We start from the raw sequence: 17,845 nt of genomic DNA, 5'->3' as shown, positions 1-17,845 counted from the left end.
GGAGGTACCGACACTGCCGCGGGTCAGGGACACGCCACTGCGTGCGTGAGCCGGCCGCGGCGGCCCTGGGGGGGCCGCCGCGTCAACGCTCCGGCTTCGTCTTGCGGCCGATCAGCTCGTTCGCCATCTCGCGTGGGTCGAAGCCGTCGTGGCACACCCGGTGCACGACTTCGGTGATCGGCATCTCGATGCCGTGGCGCAGCGCCAGCTCACGGATCGACGAACAGGACTTCACGCCCTCCGCGACCTGGCCGTGCGCCGCGGCCTGGGCCTGCGCGACGGACTCGCCTCGGCCAAGCCGCTCCCCGAAGGACCGGTTGCGCGACAACGGGGACGAACACGTCGCCACCAGATCACCGAGCCCGGCGAGACCCGCGAACGTCATCGGGTTCGCGCCGAACACCTCGCCCAGCCTGGCCGTCTCCGCGAGCCCGCGCGTGATGAGCGTGGCGAGCGTGTTGTCGCCGAACCCGAGCCCGCCCGCCATGCCACAGGACAGCGCGATCACGTTCTTGCACGCGCCACCCAGCTCGCAGCCGACCACGTCCGTGTTGGTGTAGGGGCGGAAGTAGCCCGTGGTGCACGCCTTCTGCACGGCGACGGCCCGGTCGTGGTCGGTGCACGCGATCACCGACGCGGTCGGCTGCTCCGCCGCGATCTCCAGGGCCAGGTTCGGCCCGGTGACCACGGCGACCTGGTCCTGCGGCACGCCCATCACCTCGGTGATGACCTCGCTCATCCGCTTCAGCGTGCCCAGCTCGACGCCCTTCGCGAGGCTGATCAGCGTCGCGGACGGGTCGATCAGGCCGCGCCACGCGGTGAGGTTGTGCCGCAGGCTCTGACTCGGCACGGCGAGGACAACGTCGGTGGCACCGTCCAGCGCCACCCTCGGGTCCGATGTGGATTCGAGGTTCGCGGGCAGCGTCACGTCCGGCAGGTAGTCCGGGTTCGTCCTGCTCTGCGCGATCGCGTCGGACACCTCGCGGCGCCGGGACCACAGGACCACACTCGTGCCCGCGTCGGCGAGCACCTTCGCGAACGTCGTGCCCCACGAACCGGCGCCGAACACCGCGACCCGCATCTCATCCATCGTCGCTGACGCTCTTCGTCTTGGTCCGCGTGTAGAACTCGGCAGGCGCGGGCTCGTCACGCAGCCCGGCCAGCTGATCACGGACCCGCACCATCAGGAAGTCGGTCAGCTCACGCAGCAGGTCGTTGTCGACCTCCCTGCCCTTGAACTCGGACAGGTCGACCGGCGCGGAGACGTCGAAGGAGACCTTCTTGCGCGGTAACGGCCGGAACTTCTTCGTGTAGGCGTCGAAGATGTCCTTGGTACCCCAGCGCGCGGCGGTGAACACCGGCACGTCGTGCTCAAGGCACTCCATCGCGAGCCGCGCCACCCCGGTCCGCGACTTCATCGGCCAGCCGTCCGGGTCCCTGGTGATCGTGCCCTCCGGGTAGATCACCACCAGCTTGCCGTTCCTCAGTGCTTCCTTGGCCGCCACGAGGCTGTCCCCCGCGGCCGCGGTCGCCCGGTACACCGGGATGCTGCCCGCGCCGGAGATCATGCGTTTGAACACGGGCACGCGGAACAGGCTGTCCTTGGCGAGGAACCTCGGCACCCGTCCGTTGCGGTGCACGAACACCGCGTCCATCGGCGGGTCCAGGTGCGAGATGTGGTTCATCACCAGCAGGACGCCGCCATCGCGCCGGATGTTCTCAGCTCCTTTCGGCGTCGTCTTCGCGAGCCAGGCAATCGGGTAAAAGACCGCCGCCGTCACCCACACCCAGAAGCCGCTCTTCTCCAGTCGCGCCGGCACCTGACCTCCTTGTCGAGTTTCCGATGAGTATGCCCCGACGACGACGCGTGGCCGCCGGGTCCTGCACGATGGGGGTGTGGAGCGTGGAGCAGACCTGGTCGTGCCGATCAAGCGGCTCGACCGTGCGAAGTCGCGACTGCGGGGTGCGGTGCCTGCGGACCAGCACGCCGAGCTGGTCCTCGCCCTGCTGCTGGACACGGTGACCTCGGCGATCTCCGCCGACGGCGTGCGCAGGGTGCTGGTGGTGTGCGAGGACGAACGGGTCCCCGCCGCACTGCTCGGCACCGGCGTCGAGTGCGTCGACGAGCGCGGCCTGCCCGGACTCAACGCGGCACTGACGTTCGGCGCGGAGTCGCTCCGCACGCCAACGGGCACGGTCGGTGCGCTCCAGGCCGACCTGCCCGCCCTTCGTCCCGCCGAGCTGACCGCCGCCATCGAGGAGGCGCGGGGCGCGCGGGCCTACTGCGCCGACCGGCCAGGCACCGGGACGACCCTCCTGCTCGCCGCACCGGGCGAACCGCTCCACCCGCGCTTCGGACCGGGTTCCGCCGACGCGCACGCGGCCACCGGGGCGGTCCGGGTTGGCGCGTCGCTGCCGACGCTGCGTTGCGATGTGGACACCGAAGCCGATCTCGGCTCGGCCGCCGCGCTCGGCCTCGGTGTGGCCACGGAAAAGTTCACCCGGTCGTTCGAGCTGGGCTGCACCATTCCGCCATAAATGCTGGACAATGAGGTTGTGAGCACCGACACGAGCCCTGAACAGTCCACCGAGGCCGAGCAGGCTGACCCCGTGCCAGAAGCCCGCCCGGTGCCGTCCTCACCACCGGCGGTGACGCCGTCCGAGGCGGTCACCGACCTGCGAGACGACCGGTACTTCAACCGGGAACTGTCGTGGCTGGACTTCAACGCGCGGGTGCTCGCGCTCGCCGAGGACGCGTCGCAGCCGCTGCTCGAGCGCGCGAAGTTCCTCGCGATCTTCTCCTCGAACCTCGACGAGTTCTACATGGTGCGGGTCGCGGGGCTCAAACGCCGCGACGAGACCGGGCTCTCGGTGCGCAGCGCCGACGGACTGACCCCGAGGGAACAGCTCGCCTACATCGCCAAGCGCAACCAGGAACTCGTCGGCCAGCACGCGTCCGCGTGGGAGAAGCGGCTGCGGCCCGCGCTCGCCGAGCAGAACATCCGGATCGCGGGCTGGTCCGAGCTGACCGACGAGCAGCGGGGGCGGCTCGCCAGGTACTTCCGCGAGCAGATCTTCCCCGTGCTCACGCCGCTCGCGGTCGACCCGGCGCACCCGTTCCCCTACATCTCAGGGCTGTCGCTGAACCTCGCGGTGACCGTGCGGGACCCGAACGGCGGCGGCGAGCGCTTCGCCCGTGTGAAGGTGCCGGACAACGTGTCCCGGCTCGTCCCTGTCCAGCAGAAGCGGGAGGACCGCAGCGCGCTGTTCCTGCCGCTGGAGACGCTCATCGCGGCACACCTCGACAACCTCTTCGCCGGCATGCAGGTCACCGAGGTGCACGCCTTCCGCGTCACCCGCAACGCCGACCTGGAGGTCGAGGAGGACCAGGACGAGGACCTGTTGAAGGCGCTCGAACGTGAGCTGGCACAGCGCCGGTTCGGTCCGCCGGTGCGGCTCGAGGTCGCCGACGACATGAGCGAGCACATGATGGAGCTCCTGCTGCGGGAGCTGGAGGTCGACCCGCACGACGTGGTCGTCGTGCCGGGGCTGCTGGACCTGTCGTGCCTGTGGCAGCTGCACGGTGTCGATCGGACGGACCTGAAGGACCCGCCGTTCGTGCCCGCGACGCACCCCGCGTTCGCCGAGCGGGAGACGCCGAAGAGCGTGTTCGCGACGCTGCGCGAAGGCGACGTGCTGGTGCACCACCCGTACGACTCGTTCTCCACGAGCGTGCAGCGGTTCATCGAACAGGCCGCAGCGGACCCGCACGTGCTCGCGATCAAGCAGACGCTGTACCGGACCTCGGGCGACTCCCCCATCGTCGAGGCGCTGATCGACGCGGCCGAGGCGGGCAAGCAGGTCGTGGCGCTGGTGGAGATCAAGGCGCGGTTCGACGAGCAGGCGAACATCAAGTGGGCGCGTGCGCTGGAGAAGGCGGGCGTGCACGTGGTGTACGGCATGGTGGGCCTGAAGACCCACTGCAAGACCGCGCTCGTGGTGCGGCAGGAGGGGTCGGTCATCCGGCGCTACTGCCACATCGGTACCGGCAACTACAACCCGAAGACCGCGCGTCTGTACGAGGACGTTGGCCTCCTGACGGCGGAACCGTCGATCGGCGCCGACCTCACCGACCTGTTCAACGTGCTGACGGGATACGCGCGGCAGGATACGTACCGCTCGCTGATGGTGGCGCCGTACGGGATCCGGCGCGGCATCGTGGAGCAGATCGAACGGGAGACCGAGCACCTGCGGGCGGGCAGGCCGGCCGGGATCCGCATGAAAATCAACAGCCTGGTGGACGAGCAGGTGATCGACGCGCTGTACCGGGCGTCGCAGTCCGGGGTGCCGGTGGACATCGTGGTGCGTGGCATCTGTGCGCTGAAGCCGGGCATCGAGGGCCTGTCGGACAACATCCGGGTGCGGTCGATCCTGGGCCGGTTCCTCGAGCACTCCAGGGTGTTCCACTTCGTCGGCTCTGACGAGCACTGGTTCGGCAGCGCGGACATGATGCACCGCAACCTGGACCGGCGCGTCGAGGTGCAGGTGCGGATCACCGATCCGAAGCTGACCGCACAGCTGGACGGCATGTTCGAGTCCGCACTGGACCCCGCGACGCGCTGCTGGGTGCTGGAGCCCAACGGCGACTGGACCGCGTCCCCCGAGGAGGAATCGTCGGTGAGAGACCACCAGGCGCAGATGCTCGCCCGGCACCGCGCGCTTGGATAGTCGCATGGCCCAGGAGATCGCCGCGGCCGGTGCCGTCGTGTGGCGGGTGCGTGAGGGGATCGTCGAGATCGCGCTGGCGCACCGGCTGCGATACGACGACTGGACGCTGCCCAAGGGAAAGCTGGAGGCCGGTGAGTCCGCGCGGGTCGCGGCACACCGGGAGGTGCGGGAGGAGACCGGCGCGCGGGTGGCGCTGGGCCGGTTCCTCGGCCGCACGCGATACCGCATCGGGGCGGACCGCAAGCTGGTGGACTACTTCGCGGCCCGGTACCTCGACGGTGAGTTCGCGCCGTCGGACGAAGTGGCGGAGCTGGCCTGGTTGCCGGTGTCGGACGCGATCGCGCGGGTGTCGTACGAACGCGACCACCCGGTGCTGGCGGCGTTCGTCGCGAAGCCTGCCGACCTGACGACGCTGCTGCTGGTGCGGCACGCGAAGGCGGGCAGCAGGGCGCAGTGGGAGGACGCCGACGAACTGCGTCCGCTGTCCCGCAACGGGGAGAAGCAGGTGCCGCCGGTCCGCACGCTCGCCGCCGTGTACGGCGCGGACCGGGTGTTCTCGGCGCCGCTCGTGCGGTGCGTGCGCACGGTGCAGCCGGTGGCGGACGACCTCGGTGTCCCCGTAGGGGAAGAGGAACTGCTGGCGGAGCGGAAGTACGAGGGCATGGAGGAGGCCGCACAACGCCGTCTGGTGGAGATCGCGGCAGGGGGCGGAGTTCCCGTGGTGTGCAGTCAGGGTGGGGTCATCCCGGACCTGGTGTCGCGTATGGCGGCCGAAACCGGGCTACCGGTCCCCCGGCGCGTGGAAAGCAAAAAGGGCAGCGTGTGGGCCCTCTTCTTCGACGGCCCCCATCTGGTGGCAGCGGACTACATCCGAGTCCCGTAAACATCCCCCACCCCACAACGCTTTCGCACACCTGTCCGATGTAGCCACCCCAAACCCCCGCGAGTCCACGGTTCAGAACCCGCGAGTCCACGGTTCAGAACCCGCGAGTCTTCGGTTCAGGACCCGCGAGTCTTCGGTTCAGGACCCGCGAGTCTTCGGTTCAGGACCCGCGAGTCTTCGGTTCAGGACCCGCGAGTTCGCGTTTCGCGACCCCGCGAGTCTTCGATTCGCCGATCCGCGAGTCCACCTTTCGCGGGCGCCGAGTCGACGTTTCGGATCCGTCGCAAAACCGCCGGTTCGGCGGTTCGGAAAGGCCGACTCGCGCGTCCTGAACCGTGGACTCGCGGGTCCCGAACGGCCGACTCGCGCGTCGTGAACCGTGGACTCGCGGGTCCCGAACGGCCGACTCGCGGGTCCCGAACCGTGGACTCGCGGGTCCCGAACGGCCGACTCGCGGGTCCTGAACCGTGGACTCGCGGGTCCTGAACCGTGGACTCGCGGGTCCTGAACCGTGGACTCGCGGGTTCTGAAGCGTGGACTCGCGGGTTCTGAAGCGTGGACTCGCGGGTTCTGAACCGTGGACTCGCGGGTTCTGAAGCGTGGACTCGCGGGGGTTTGAGGCGCTGGCCAGGGCTCTGTGTGAACCGGCTGCTCGGCGGGTGTCTGGCTTGGCTGGGGTGGGGATGAGGGGCATGTGGTGTGCCGCAGGGTGTCCTGTGTGTCCGGTACTGAGACGGCCGAAGGCCGCCGCCCACTGGGGGCGGCGGCCTTCGGCTTGTTGCTCTGTTGTTACTTCTTCTTCGCGGCGGTGGTCCGCTTGGCGGCGGTGGTCCGCTTCGCGGCGGTCGCCTTCGCCGGGGTCGCCTTGGCAGCCGTCGTCCGCTTGGCAGCCGTCGCCTTGGCCGGAGTGGCCTTCTTGGCGGTGGTCGCCTTCGCGGTCGTCTTCGCAGCCGTGGCCTTCGCCGTCGTCTTGGCCGGAGCCTTCGCCGTCGTCTTGGCCGCGGCGGCGCGCGTTGCCGGCTTGGCGGCGGCGGTCCGCGTGCTGCGCGTCGTGGTCGCGGCGGCGCGGGACGCCGGGCGAGCAGCCGCGGTACGCGTGGTCGCGGCAGCGCTACGCGCGGTGGACGCCGCAGCCGTCTTCCGCGGTGCGACCACCTTCGGCAGCTTCTTCGCGCCGCTCACCACGTCCTTGAAGGTCGTGCCGGCACGGAAGGCAGGCACGTTGGTCTTCTTGACCTTCACCGTCTCGCCCGTGCGCGGGTTGCGCGCGGTACGAGCGGCACGAGCACGCTTCTCGAACACCCCGAAGCCGGTGATGTTCACCTTCTCGCCCTTGTTGACCGTGCGGACGATCACATCGACGAGACCATCGACCGCAGCGCCTGCGGCCTTCTTGTCGCCGAGGCGATCCGAGAGCGCCTCGATGAGTTGGGCCTTGTTCACCCTTCAGTCCTCCGTATGACCACACTAGCGTTCTCGGCCAATCCGGCCGACTTCTTGGCCACCGTATGCCTAACTCGGCACAATTTCCACGCGACTCGCCCAATTTCCCCGCTACGGGTGTCGGATTTCGTTGCGTGGCTGCCTATTCGACGGCCTCAGGATGGGAGTGTAGAGGTGGTCGGCTTCCAGGGTTCCCTTGACTCCTCGAAAGACCCGATCTCGTCCTCGTGTCGCAGCGTGAGAGCGATGTCGTCGAGCCCCTCGAGGAGCCGCCAGCGGGTGTAGTCGTCGATCTGGAACGGCGCCGTGAAGTCCTTGGCGCGCACCGTCTTGTCCGTGAGATCGACGGTCACCTCGGTACCCGGCTCGGACTCAAGGAGCTTCCAGAGCAGCTCCACATCCGCCTGCTCGCACTGGGCCGCGATCAGCCCCTGCTTGCCAGCGTTGCCGCGGAAGATGTCCGCGAACCGGGAGGAGATGACGGCCCGGAAGCCGTAGTCGGACAAGGCCCACACGGCGTGCTCCCTGGAGGACCCGGTGCCGAAGTCCGGGCCCGCCACCAGGACGCTGCCCGCACGGAAGGGGGCCAGGTTGAGCACGAACTGGTCGTCCTGCCGCCAGGCTGAGAACAGTCCGTCCTCGAAACCGGTCCTGCTCACCCGCTTGAGGTACACGGCCGGGATGATCTGGTCGGTGTCCACGTTGGACCGCCGCAGCGGCACCCCGACGCCGGTGTGTGTGGTGAAGGCATCCATCGTCATTTGCCCCTTTCAGGCCTGGTCGCCGGTGGCGATGCCGGACCCAGCAAGCAGGTCTTCCGGCGAGGAGAGGGTGCCGCGGACCGCGGTCGCGGCCGCGACGAGCGGCGACACCAGGTGGGTCCGTCCGCCCTTGCCCTGCCGTCCCTCGAAGTTGCGGTTCGATGTGGACGCGCTCCGCTCACCGGGCTTGAGCTGGTCCGGGTTCATCCCGAGGCACATGGAGCAACCCGCCTGCCGCCACTCGGCGCCCGCCTCAAGGAAGACCCGGTGCAGGCCCTCGGACTCGGCGGCCGCGCGCACCCGCATCGACCCAGGCACCACGAGCATCCGCACCCCGTCGGCGACCTTGCGGCCCCGCAACACGTCCGCGGCGGCACGCAGGTCCTCGATCCGGCCGTTGGTGCACGAGCCGAGGAAGACGGTGTCGACGTGGATGTCGCGCAGCGGCGTGCCCGGCTCCAGGTCCATGTACGAGAGCGCCTTCTCCGCGGCGAACCGCTCGTTCTCGTCCCCGATCGCCGCCGGGTCGGGCACCGTCGCAGAAAGCGGGAGTCCCTGCCCGGGGTTGGTGCCCCACGTCACGTACGGGGTCAGTGTGCTCGCGTCGATGCGCACCTCGGTGTCGAACTCCGCGTCGTCGTCGGTGCGCAACGCCAGCCACGACTCGACCGCGGCGTCCCACAGTTCCCCCCTCGGCGCGTGCGGCCGCCCCTTCAGGTAGGCGAACGTGGTCTCGTCCGGCGCGATCATCCCGGCGCGGGCACCCGCCTCGATGGACATGTTGCAGACGGTCATCCGCGCTTCCATCGACAGCTTCTCGATCGCGGCGCCCCGGTACTCGAGCACGTAGCCCTGCCCGCCGCCGGTGCCGATCTTCGCGATGACCGCGAGGATGACGTCCTTCGCCGTGACGCCGGGGCGGAGCTCCCCGTCCACAGTGATCGCCATCGTCCTGAAGGGCCGCAACGGCAGAGTCTGGGTGGCGAGCACGTGCTCGACCTCGGACGTGCCGATGCCGAACGCCAGCGCGCCGAACGCGCCGTGCGTCGAGGTGTGACTGTCCCCGCACACCACGGTCATCCCCGGCTGTGTCAGGCCCAGCTGCGGGCCGACGACGTGCACGATGCCCTGCTCCGCGTCGCCCATGGGGTGCAGCCGGACACCGAACTCCGCGCAGTTCTTGCGGAGGGTGTCGACCTGAGTGCGGGACACCGGGTCCGCGATCGGCAGGTCGATGTCGATCGTCGGGACGTTGTGGTCCTCAGTGGCGATGGTGAGATCGGGCCTGCGCACGCTGCGACCGGACAACCGCAGACCGTCGAACGCCTGCGGGCTGGTCACCTCGTGGACGAGGTGGAGGTCGATGTACAGCAGGTCCGGCTCGGCGCCGCTTCCCCGCCGTACGACGTGTTGGTCCCATACCTTCTCGGCAAGCGTCTTTCCCATGCCTTCTCACCCATCGACTTCGGAAGTTTGGTTCCCACGATCTGAAACACTGGACATCCCATATAGCGGGAACTTAATATCGAGACGTGGGACAGCATAGCGGCATCGGTGTACTGGACAAGGCAATGGCGGTCCTGCAGGCGGTCGCCAAGGAGCCTTGTGGACTGGCCGAACTCTGCACACGCACGGGACTGCCTCGCGCGACCGCGCACCGGCTCGCGGTGGGCCTCGAGGTGCATCGCTTGCTGCGCAGAGGAAGTGACGGGCGGTGGCGGCCGGGTGCCGCGCTTGCCGAACTGGCCGGTGGCGCGGTGGACCCGTTGCTCGACGCCGCGAGCAGCGTGCTGCCAAGGCTGAGGGACCGCACGGGCGAGAGCGTGCAGCTCTACCGGCGCGACGGCATGCACCGCGTCTGCATCTCCTCGGCGGAGCCGCCGAGTGGCCTGCGCGACACCGTTCCCGTCGGCGCACGGCTCCCGATGACCGCGGGCTCCGGCGCGAAGGTCCTTGCGGCGTGGACGGACCCGGCCACCCAGCGGGCACTGCTCGCGGACGCGGTGTTCGGCGAGCGGGCACTACTCGAGGTGCGGCGGCGCGGGTGGGCGCAGAGCGTGGCCGAGCGGGAACCCGGCGTGGCAAGCGTGTCCGCGCCGGTCCGCGACACGGCGGGCCAGGTCGTGGCGGCGGTCTCGGTGTCCGGCCCCATCGACCGCATGGGCAGGCGACCGGGCGCGCGCTGGGCCGCGGACCTGCTCGCGGCGGCGGACGCGCTCCAGACCCGTCTCTAGGTCGTCCACAGTGATCATCCCCAGTGGACGATCGGCGCCGCGCTGTGCGACCGACCGGGCACGGAGGGTGGCCTGACGGGTCCGGTGGCCGTTCCTCACCAAGCCACCGAGCAGCAAGGACTTCCCGGCACACGCCTTCTCCGGCACGGAACCTGGACTAGATCGAACCTGTCCGATGGATCTTTGTGCGATGGTCTGGGCCTGACCAACAGTGATCTCAGGGGACCGTGCCGGCACCCAGCCACCAACCACCTCGAGGTCCGGCGCCTGCGCTGGGCCGGAACCAACACGTTGAATGCCGGGGAGGCGGACTGGCTAGCGGCGGGCGAAGTCCGGTGCGTGCTCCGGGCGGAAGCCGCGGCCGACGACGTATGCGGGGACGCGCCGCAGCTTCGGGAACCGGCTGATCATCCGGAGGGGCAGCGGCAGCTTGGTCGCACGCGCGATCTCGATCTCGCCTGCCAGCGCGGGCTTCAGCACCCGTGCGTGCAGGAACCGTTGCACGCCCTGTGTGATGACCGTCGGCAGAAGCCTGCGCCGCTGGACCTTCGCGAGGTCGCGGGTCGTGACCGTGCCCTCGGCAAGGGGTTCGGCCAGCAGCGTGGCCGCCGCGACCGCGTCCTGCACCGCGAGGTTGATGCCGACGCCACCGACCGGTGACATCGCGTGGGCCGCGTCACCGATGCACAGCAGGCCCTCGGTGTACCAGCGGCTCAGCCGGTCGACACGGACGTCGAGCAGCTTCACGTCGTCCCACGAGGACACCGAGTCCACCCGGCCGGCCAGCCACGGCGCCACCTCCGCGATGCTCGCCACCATCGTCGAGACCGGCACCCTGCGCTCCTCCGCGTCCGAGCCCTTGCGGATCAGGACCGCGGTCTGCCAGTAGTCATTGCGGTCCAACATGATCACCGCGCGTTGCCTGCTCATCACGCCGACCCCGCCGCTCGGGTCGTCGGCGTGCCTCGGCAGCCGGAACCACCAGACGTCCAGCGGTGTCGGGTAGTCCCGGACCATCATGTCGGCGGCGGAGCGCAGCACCGAGCGGCGCCCGTCGGCCGCGACCGTGAGGTCCGCGAGGATCTGCCCGGTCTCACCAGCCGCCGTGCGGTACTCGACGCCGACCACCCGTCCGTGGTCCCGGACGAGGTCGACCGCCTCGGTTTCCATGCGGAGCGTGAACGTCGGCTCCTGCTTCGCGGCGTCCGCCAACAGGTCCAGCAGATCCCACTGCGGCACCATCGCGATGTAGTTGTGCTTGCCGGACAGCTGGGTGAAGTCGCCGAACCGCACCATCCCCCGCGGCGTCGGCAGTTGCGCCTGCTCCAGCCTGCTCTGCGGCAACTTCGCGAACTCCTCCCCCAGCCCCAGCTCGTCGAGCAGGTCCAGGGTCGTCGGGTGCACCGTGTCGCCCCGGAAGTCACGAAGGAAGTCGGCGTGCTTCTCCAGCACTGTCACCGCGATGCCCGCGCGGGCGAGCAGGAGTCCCAGCACCATGCCCGCGGGGCCGCCGCCGACGACCAGGCACGTGGTCCGTCGCGTCCTTGTCATGACGCCTCCCGTCGAATTCATCTCATGTTGAATAAGGTCAGGATGCACCCGTCGGGCACGCGACGTCAAGGCGGATACGCTGATCGGGCCATGACTACTGCAAAAGCCGAGGTCCGCGCCCGCTTCAGCCCGTCCCCGACGGGCACGCCGCACGTTGGCCTGATCCGCACCGTCCTGTTCAACTGGGCCTTCGCCCGCCACCACGGCGGCACGCTGGTGTTCCGCATCGAGGACACCGATGCGTCGCGTGACAGCGAGGAGAGCTACCACGCGCTGCTCGACGGCTTGCGGTGGCTGAACATCGACTGGGACGAGGGTCCCGAGGTCGGCGGCCCCGACGGCCCGTACCGCCAGAGCGAGCGCGGCGACATCTACGCCGACATCACGCGCAGGCTCCTGGAAGCGGGCGAGCTGTACGAGTCCTTCTCCTCCAACGAGGAGGTTGAGGCGCGGCGCAAGGCGGCGGGCCAGGACCCGAAGCTCGGCTACGACAACGCCGACCGCGAGCTCACCGACGAGCAGAAGGCCGCTTTCCTGGCCGAGGGCCGCGAACCGGTGCTGCGCCTGCGGATGCCGGCGCACGACATCGCGTTCGACGACGTGGTGCGCGGCGAGATCGTGTTCAAGGTCGGCAGCGTGCCCGACCCGGTGCTGGTGCGTGCCAACGGCGCCCCGCTGTACACGCTCACCAACCCGGTCGACGACGCGCTCATGCGCATCACCCATGTGCTGCGCGGCGAGGACCTGCTCCCGTCGACGCCGAGGCAGATCGCGTTGTACGAGGCGCTGCAGCGGATCGGCGTCACCACCTTCACCCCGCGGTTCGGGCACCTGCCGCTGGTACGCGGCGACGGCAACAAGAAACTGTCCAAGCGCGACCCGCAGTCGAACCTCTTCAACTATCGCGAACGTGGTTTCGTGCCAGAGGGCATGCTCAACTACCTCGCGCTGCTCGGCTGGTCGATCGCCGAGGACCGGGACATCTTCACGATGGACGAGATGATCGCCGCGTTCGACATCTCGAAGGTCAACGCGAACTCGGCCCGGTTCGACGTGAAGAAGGCGGAGTCCATCAACGGCGAGCACATCCGCAGGCTCGCCCCCGAGGTTTTCGTCGAGCGCGTCATTCCCTACCTCGTCTCCGCGAAGATCCTCGCCGAGAACCCGTCGAGCACCGATCTGGACGCGCTGCGTGCCATTTCCCCACTGGTCCAGGAACGCGTCACCGTGCTGTCCGAAGTGGCCACCATGGTGCGGTTCCTCTTCACCCCGGAAGAGGAGTTCACGCCGGAGCCGGAATCGGCCGCGAAGGCACTCGGCGCCGACGCCGCACCCGTTCTCGACGCGAGCATCGCCGCGCTCGAAGGCGTCGGGACGTGGACGACGACCGCCATCGAGGAGGCGCTGAAGGCGGCGCTGATCGACGGGCTCGGACTCAAACCACGCAAGGCGTTCGCTCCCGTGCGGGTCGCGGCGACGGGCCGGACGGTTTCCCCGCCGCTGTACGAGTCGCTCGAACTGCTGGGCCGCGAACGATCACTCTCGCGGTTGCGCGCGGCTCGCGCCTGACCGGGCCGGTAACGCCATGGTGATGAAGAGCGATACATCGTAATCGCCTCTTGCTGGGGCCGGACTCTCTTTATCGAGTCAGAGTCCACACAATCACCTCTATAGCCGAATCGAAGGGTGCCCCGGGCGGCCTAACCTCTGCTGATGACCTTTGGGCTCGTGCCGTTTCCTGCTGCCTCCGACCGCCACCCGACCGGGCCGGCTGCCGCGCACGAGCTCCCGAGAATCCAGGCAGTGTGCTTGGACATCGACGACACACTCGTCGATTTCACGAGCTCCGCCCGGCGCGCCCTCTTCGACCTCATCGGCCGCGACGACATGTGGTCGTGCTGGCAGCGCACCACCGACGAGCACGTCGCACGAGTCGTGGCGGGCGAGCTGACCTACGACGCCATGCACAAGGCCCGGACGAAGGCGTTCTTCGCCGATCTCGGCGCCCTGCTCGACGACGACCTCGTCGCCACCCTCGAAGAGCGCCGCCGCACCCAGCTGTGCACCACGTGGCAGCTCTTCACCGACGCGATCCCGTGTCTCGACTGGCTGCGTGCCGCCGGTTTGAAGATCGCCGCCGTCACCAACGCCTCCGGCAACCACCAGCGCGCCAAACTCACGGGTCTGGGCATCGCACGGTTCTTCGACACGCTCGTCATCGCGGGCGAACTCGGTGCCGCCAAACCTGACCCCGTGATCTTCCACACGGCCTGCGCCCGCATGGGCGTCCTTCCATCCGAGACGGTCCACGTCGGCGACCTTCTCGACACCGACGCCATCGGCGCGAGGGACGCGGGCCTCCACGGCGTGTGGCTCACCCGGTCGTCGGCCAACACCGCGATCGAATCGGGCGTCCAGACCATCGAGACCCTCGCCGACCTGCCGGAACTGCTGGTCAGCGAGTACCGCACCCCTGACCTGACCGCCACTGCCGGGGCCGATTTCCGGTGGCGGGAGGGCGTGGTCTAACATCTTCTCCGGTGCTGATCGAGCGACCGCGAGGTCGCTGACGACCAGCAACGTTGGGGTATGGTGTAATTGGCAGCACGACTGATTCTGGTTCAGTTAGTCTAGGTTCGAGTCCTGGTACCCCAGCAGAGCGAACAAAATCGGTACTGATAGAGTTCTCTCTGGTTCAAGGCCCCGTCGTCTAGCGGCCTAGGACGCCGCCCTCTCAAGGCGGTAGCGCGGGTTCAAATCCCGTCGGGGCTACATATGCTGACCAGGCCGTTTCCATCGGAAACGGCCTGGTTTGCTGTATTGCGACATAGTTCTGTTACGCGCCCTTCTCGACTCACATCGGAGAAGGATCTCGCAGTGCATTCAGCGCGAAATTGCCGACGATTCCAGTTGTTGCGAAGTGGCCCATCCCGTTTCTTCTCAACAACGGGAAACCGTGTCAAGACATGGTCAGCGTGCCGATGAGCTGTTGGTGGTATCGCCCGACGACGCCGGTGGCCGCGGCCTCGGTGGCCGGGTCGACGAAGGCGATGCTCTGCAGCTGGACGGCCGAGGACCCGTTACCCACGAAGCGCACGAACCAGATGCTGCGCCTGCCGTCCCGTGAGGTGAACGACATCCGGAAGTCCAGGACCGGATGCCCGCCGACCGTGGTCGCGGTGCGGTCGAGCGCCTCCGCGTCCTCGGAACCGGCCGCTTGGAGCTGCGCGACGAGCTGCGCGGCGACGTCCTGCAGTCCCGCGGCGGAGTACTCGGCACCGGGTGCGCTCGTGAAGCTGACCGACATGTTCAACTCGTCGGTGACCTCTGCCCCGTACAGCGTGGTCGCCGCGCTCACACCGTCGACACCCGGCCGGGTCTGCCGGTTCGTCACACCCGGCAGCGCGAAGCTCACCCCCGTGTCGCCGTCCGTGGTCGGTGTCCACTCGTCGACCGGAGCAGGCTCCGGGATCCCACCCGGTGCCGACGCGGGGGCGGTCGTCGTCGGCGGCGGCGGCGCCGTCGATGGCGCCGAGTCCGCGACCGAACCGGTCGCGGACGGTGAACCACAGGCTGTGGCCACGGCAAGCACGGACAGAGCAGCCACGACAGTACGACGCACCGATGATCCCCCTGGTTGTGAACGTCTCACCAACCAGTCGCGATCACCGGTGCCCTCGTTACAGGATCGCGAGTGCGCTGCGAGCACGCCGTCAAGCGCCGCCCACTCAGCCAAACTCCGATGGTCATACTCGAAGTAGCCGACAGTGTGGGTCGTCGATCCACCGATTCGCGACGGCAACATCATGGGACCAGCCTCGACAAGCCCCGGTCCATCACAGCGGCGGCAGGGTCTGCCACAGACCGTCCGCGACCGCGGTGGCGGCGACGCAGGCCTGACCACCTTGGCCGGCAGGTAGTTGTACGAAGATGGTCACACGCTCCAGAATCGCCATCTCGTTCTCGTACTCGAACGGCACGTGTTCACCGCTGACCTCGCACATGGAGATCTGCTCGGAATCGGCATACTGGGTGGTCGCCGTATAACGCCCGTGCAACGTGGTGCCCGAGTGTCCTACAGGGAGGTGGCCGACCCCGAACTCTAGGTCGAGCATCGCCCGCGTGTTGACGTTCTCCCACCAGCAACTGTGACCGGCGATGAACTCCGCCGGCTCGGCATCGGCACCAAGGCCGGGCACCGCGGCAAGCAGGTCCGGCCCGACGAGCGTGCACGCGTCGAGCCTGCCCAGTGAGTGCTCGGAGAAGGTGAGACTTTCGGCGCGACCGTCCAGCACTTCGGAGACGACGTGATCGGCGATCGTGTCGCTCACCACGCACGGGTCAGTGGTGCCCATGGACGTGTCGATACTCGCGTGCACACCCAACGCAAAATAATCTGCGAACACAACCTCCCGCGAGCAACTACCATGGATTTCGGGCAGTCCGGAGGCAATGGAGATTCCCGCTTCACGAGCCCTGACAGGCTGATTCTTTCCAGTGCCCGCAGCCAGTCGAGGCTTCCCGACACGAACCTCGAGCACCGCACCCTCTTTGGTGGTCACCGCGATCTCACAGAAGTTGAACGCAACCGGTATGTCGATCACCGCGATCCAACTGTCAGGCAACGCGTCAGGATCGACCACGCTGCAGGGGTTCAACAGCGTCAGATCTCCGAGCGCGTCCTGCGCGGTGAGCTCGTTCGGGTTCGCGAAGACGCGTCGCGATGGCACGGCGCCGGAGGACTGCGAGGAAGGCACCGCGCCCGTGCTCACGGGTTCGGATGCCGAACCCGCCGACTTGTGCCCACCGGCGGTGTTCTGAGCAGAATAGCCGGCGACGACCACCAGCAGAAAAGCACCACAGACCACACCAGTCCGCCGTGACATGACCATCCCCAGTCCTACTTCTTCTACCAGCACACGCAGTGAGTCGTCCCGAACGATTTCACGGCACGTTCCGCAACCTCGGAACCGCAACCGATTCCCCCGAAGACGCCACCAATCGACCACGTGGCCAATGAAGAGGCGAACACAAGAGATCATGCCCTGGGTCGTACATCCCCGACGATGTGTCCTTGAGCACAAAGCAGACAGGGCTGACACCAACATCGCCGCGCGGCCCCGGGCGGTGTCGGCGATCCGGCCGTGGCAATACCTGACAGACGTTGAGACCAAAGCATCTTCTGTGGACAGTCCGCCCGTATTGTCCGGTCTTACTGGTTCATGACACCATTTCCGTGCGCGGGTTGTCGCGCTTCGCGATACGGAAGGGATGTCTGTGTTCAAGCGAATGCTCTCCGCCTTCGGGGTGGGTGGGCCCTCGGTCGATACCGTGCTCGACTCGTCGATCGCCCAGGCCGGGGAGGTGCTCAGGGGCAAGGTCCAGATCCAGGGCGGTACGAACGACGCCGTCATCGACCAGGTGGTGCTCTCGCTCGTCACCCGGATCGAGGTCGAGCACGGCGACGGCGAGGCGCACGGCACCGGGGAGTTCTTCCGGCTCGTCGTGCAGCGGGACGTCCGGGTGCCCGCGAACGAGCGGCTCGACATCCCCTTCCAGCTCGCGCTGCCGTGGGAGACGCCGGTGACCTCAGTCGGTGAGGTCGCCCTGCCGGGCATGGTCGTCGGCGTGCGCACCGAACTGGTGATCAAGGGCGCGCCGGACAAGGGCGACCTCGACCCCGTGATGGTGCGGCCGCTGCCGTCGCAGGACCGGGTGCTGGCGGCCTTCGGCGAATTGGGCGCCACCTTCCGGGCCGCCGACGTCGAGGTCGGCCGGATCGCCGCGGTACCGCAGGAGCTGGGGTTCTACCAGGAGATCGAGTTCTTCCCGCCGCCGCGGTTCGCGGGGCGGCTCAACCAGGTCGAGCTGACCTTCGTGACGAACCCGAATGAGCTGTGGGTGGTCCTCGAGGCCGACAAGCGTGGCGGGCTCTTCCGGCAGGGCGGTGACACGTTCGGCCGCTTCCGGATGTCCCATGCGGAGGCGGAGCGGGCCGACTGGACCTCGATCATCGGCGGCTGGCTCGCCGACGCCGCCGACCGTGCGCCGCGGGTCAACCCGGCCTTCGGCGGTGGCCACCACGGCCACCACGGCCACCACGGACGCCGCCCCGGCATGGGTGCGATGGTCGGCGGTGCCGCCGCGGGCCTGGTCGGCGGGATGATCATCGGCGACATGATGGACGGCGAGCTGTTCGACGGCGGCGAGGACTTCGGCGGCGAGGAATAGCCCCTCCGTGCGGC

15 protein-coding genes and 2 tRNA genes are annotated in these 17,845 nt (G+C 68.5%); 9 read left to right on the top strand and 8 right to left on the bottom strand.

The window, feature by feature from the left end; translation table 11 throughout:
* Positions 1-82: 82 nt before the first annotated feature.
* A complete protein-coding gene (locus WBA97_RS00095) occupies positions 83-1,090 on the bottom strand; it encodes an NAD(P)H-dependent glycerol-3-phosphate dehydrogenase (RefSeq protein ID WP_424228528.1) in 1,008 nt (335 codons plus the stop codon).
* Entirely contained in the window at positions 1,083-1,820 is a 738-nt protein-coding gene (locus WBA97_RS00090; protein ID WP_424228527.1) for a lysophospholipid acyltransferase family protein, read from the bottom strand. The genes WBA97_RS00095 and WBA97_RS00090 overlap by 8 nt, the downstream gene beginning before the upstream one ends.
* A 76-nt stretch (positions 1,821-1,896) precedes the next feature.
* Here WBA97_RS00090 and cofC point away from each other — a divergent pair, with 76 nt between their 5' ends.
* From cofC to WBA97_RS00075, 3 genes are read left to right on the top strand one after another with little or no spacing between them, the layout of a single operon-like run.
* A complete protein-coding gene (cofC, locus tag WBA97_RS00085) occupies positions 1,897-2,538 on the top strand; it encodes a 2-phospho-L-lactate guanylyltransferase (protein ID WP_424228526.1) in 642 nt (213 codons plus the stop codon).
* Positions 2,539-4,728 carry an RNA degradosome polyphosphate kinase gene (locus tag WBA97_RS00080; RefSeq protein WP_424228525.1) on the top strand — a complete coding sequence of 730 codons (2,190 nt, stop codon included), beginning with the start codon at positions 2,539-2,541 and terminating at the stop codon, positions 4,726-4,728.
* A 4-nt stretch (positions 4,729-4,732) separates the two neighbouring features.
* Positions 4,733-5,611, top strand: coding sequence for an NUDIX hydrolase (locus tag WBA97_RS00075; RefSeq protein WP_424228524.1), 879 nt, complete (start codon positions 4,733-4,735; stop codon positions 5,609-5,611).
* A gap of 789 nt (positions 5,612-6,400) precedes the next feature.
* Here the strand turns inward: WBA97_RS00075 and WBA97_RS00070 are convergent.
* The 3 genes from WBA97_RS00070 to leuC form a co-directional block, all read right to left on the bottom strand.
* A complete protein-coding gene (locus tag WBA97_RS00070; RefSeq protein ID WP_424228523.1) occupies positions 6,401-7,054 on the bottom strand; it encodes an HU family DNA-binding protein in 654 nt (217 codons plus the stop codon).
* A gap of 155 nt (positions 7,055-7,209) precedes the next feature.
* Positions 7,210-7,809, bottom strand: a complete 600-nt coding sequence (gene leuD / locus WBA97_RS00065; protein WP_424228529.1) for a 3-isopropylmalate dehydratase small subunit — start codon at positions 7,807-7,809, stop codon at positions 7,210-7,212.
* Between the two features lie 15 nt (positions 7,810-7,824).
* Positions 7,825-9,261 carry a 3-isopropylmalate dehydratase large subunit gene (gene leuC, locus WBA97_RS00060; protein ID WP_424228522.1) on the bottom strand — a complete coding sequence of 479 codons (1,437 nt, stop codon included), beginning with the start codon at positions 9,259-9,261 and terminating at the stop codon, positions 7,825-7,827.
* 86 nt (positions 9,262-9,347) lie between these two features.
* On the opposite strand from leuC, the gene WBA97_RS00055 reads away from it, so the two are divergent.
* Positions 9,348-10,049 (top strand): IclR family transcriptional regulator, encoded by a 702-nt coding sequence (locus tag WBA97_RS00055; protein WP_424228521.1) that lies wholly within the window; start codon positions 9,348-9,350, stop codon positions 10,047-10,049.
* A gap of 315 nt (positions 10,050-10,364) precedes the next feature.
* On the opposite strand, the gene WBA97_RS00050 is transcribed toward WBA97_RS00055, so the two are convergent.
* On the bottom strand, positions 10,365-11,600 hold the full coding sequence (locus WBA97_RS00050; protein ID WP_424228520.1) for an FAD-dependent oxidoreductase: 1,236 nt from the start codon (positions 11,598-11,600) through the stop codon (positions 10,365-10,367).
* 90 nt (positions 11,601-11,690) lie between these two features.
* Here WBA97_RS00050 and gltX point away from each other — a divergent pair, with 90 nt between their 5' ends.
* The 4 genes from gltX (at position 11,691) to WBA97_RS00030 (ending at position 14,372) form a co-directional block, all read left to right on the top strand.
* Positions 11,691-13,169, top strand: a complete 1,479-nt coding sequence (gene gltX / locus WBA97_RS00045) for a glutamate--tRNA ligase (RefSeq protein ID WP_424228519.1) — start codon at positions 11,691-11,693, stop codon at positions 13,167-13,169.
* A gap of 234 nt (positions 13,170-13,403) precedes the next feature.
* The gene (locus WBA97_RS00040) at positions 13,404-14,129 is read left to right on the top strand and encodes an HAD family hydrolase (protein ID WP_424228518.1); all 726 of its coding nucleotides are present in this window, start codon (positions 13,404-13,406) and stop codon (positions 14,127-14,129) included.
* Between the two features lie 54 nt (positions 14,130-14,183).
* Positions 14,184-14,255 (top strand) — tRNA-Gln (locus tag WBA97_RS00035).
* 44 nt (positions 14,256-14,299) lie between these two features.
* Positions 14,300-14,372, top strand: a tRNA-Glu gene (locus WBA97_RS00030).
* Between the two features lie 187 nt (positions 14,373-14,559).
* Here the strand turns inward: WBA97_RS00030 and WBA97_RS00025 are convergent.
* Together WBA97_RS00025 and WBA97_RS00020 are read right to left on the bottom strand one after the other, a co-directional pair.
* The gene (locus WBA97_RS00025) at positions 14,560-15,207 is read right to left on the bottom strand and encodes a hypothetical protein (RefSeq protein ID WP_424228517.1); all 648 of its coding nucleotides are present in this window, start codon (positions 15,205-15,207) and stop codon (positions 14,560-14,562) included.
* A gap of 229 nt (positions 15,208-15,436) precedes the next feature.
* Complete coding sequence (locus tag WBA97_RS00020) at positions 15,437-16,492, bottom strand: hypothetical protein (protein ID WP_424228516.1); 1,056 nt, start codon at positions 16,490-16,492, stop codon at positions 15,437-15,439.
* Between the two features lie 385 nt (positions 16,493-16,877).
* On the opposite strand from WBA97_RS00020, the gene WBA97_RS00015 reads away from it, so the two are divergent.
* On the top strand, positions 16,878-17,831 hold the full coding sequence (locus tag WBA97_RS00015) for a sporulation protein (RefSeq protein ID WP_424228515.1): 954 nt from the start codon (positions 16,878-16,880) through the stop codon (positions 17,829-17,831).
* Positions 17,832-17,845: the final 14 nt, after the last annotated feature.

The organism is Actinophytocola sp., assembly GCF_049647105.1.
Classification (GTDB): domain Bacteria; phylum Actinomycetota; class Actinomycetes; order Mycobacteriales; family Pseudonocardiaceae; genus Actinophytocola.
Note: the sequence above shows the minus strand (reverse complement) of the source record. Positions and strands in the feature narration are given on the sequence as shown.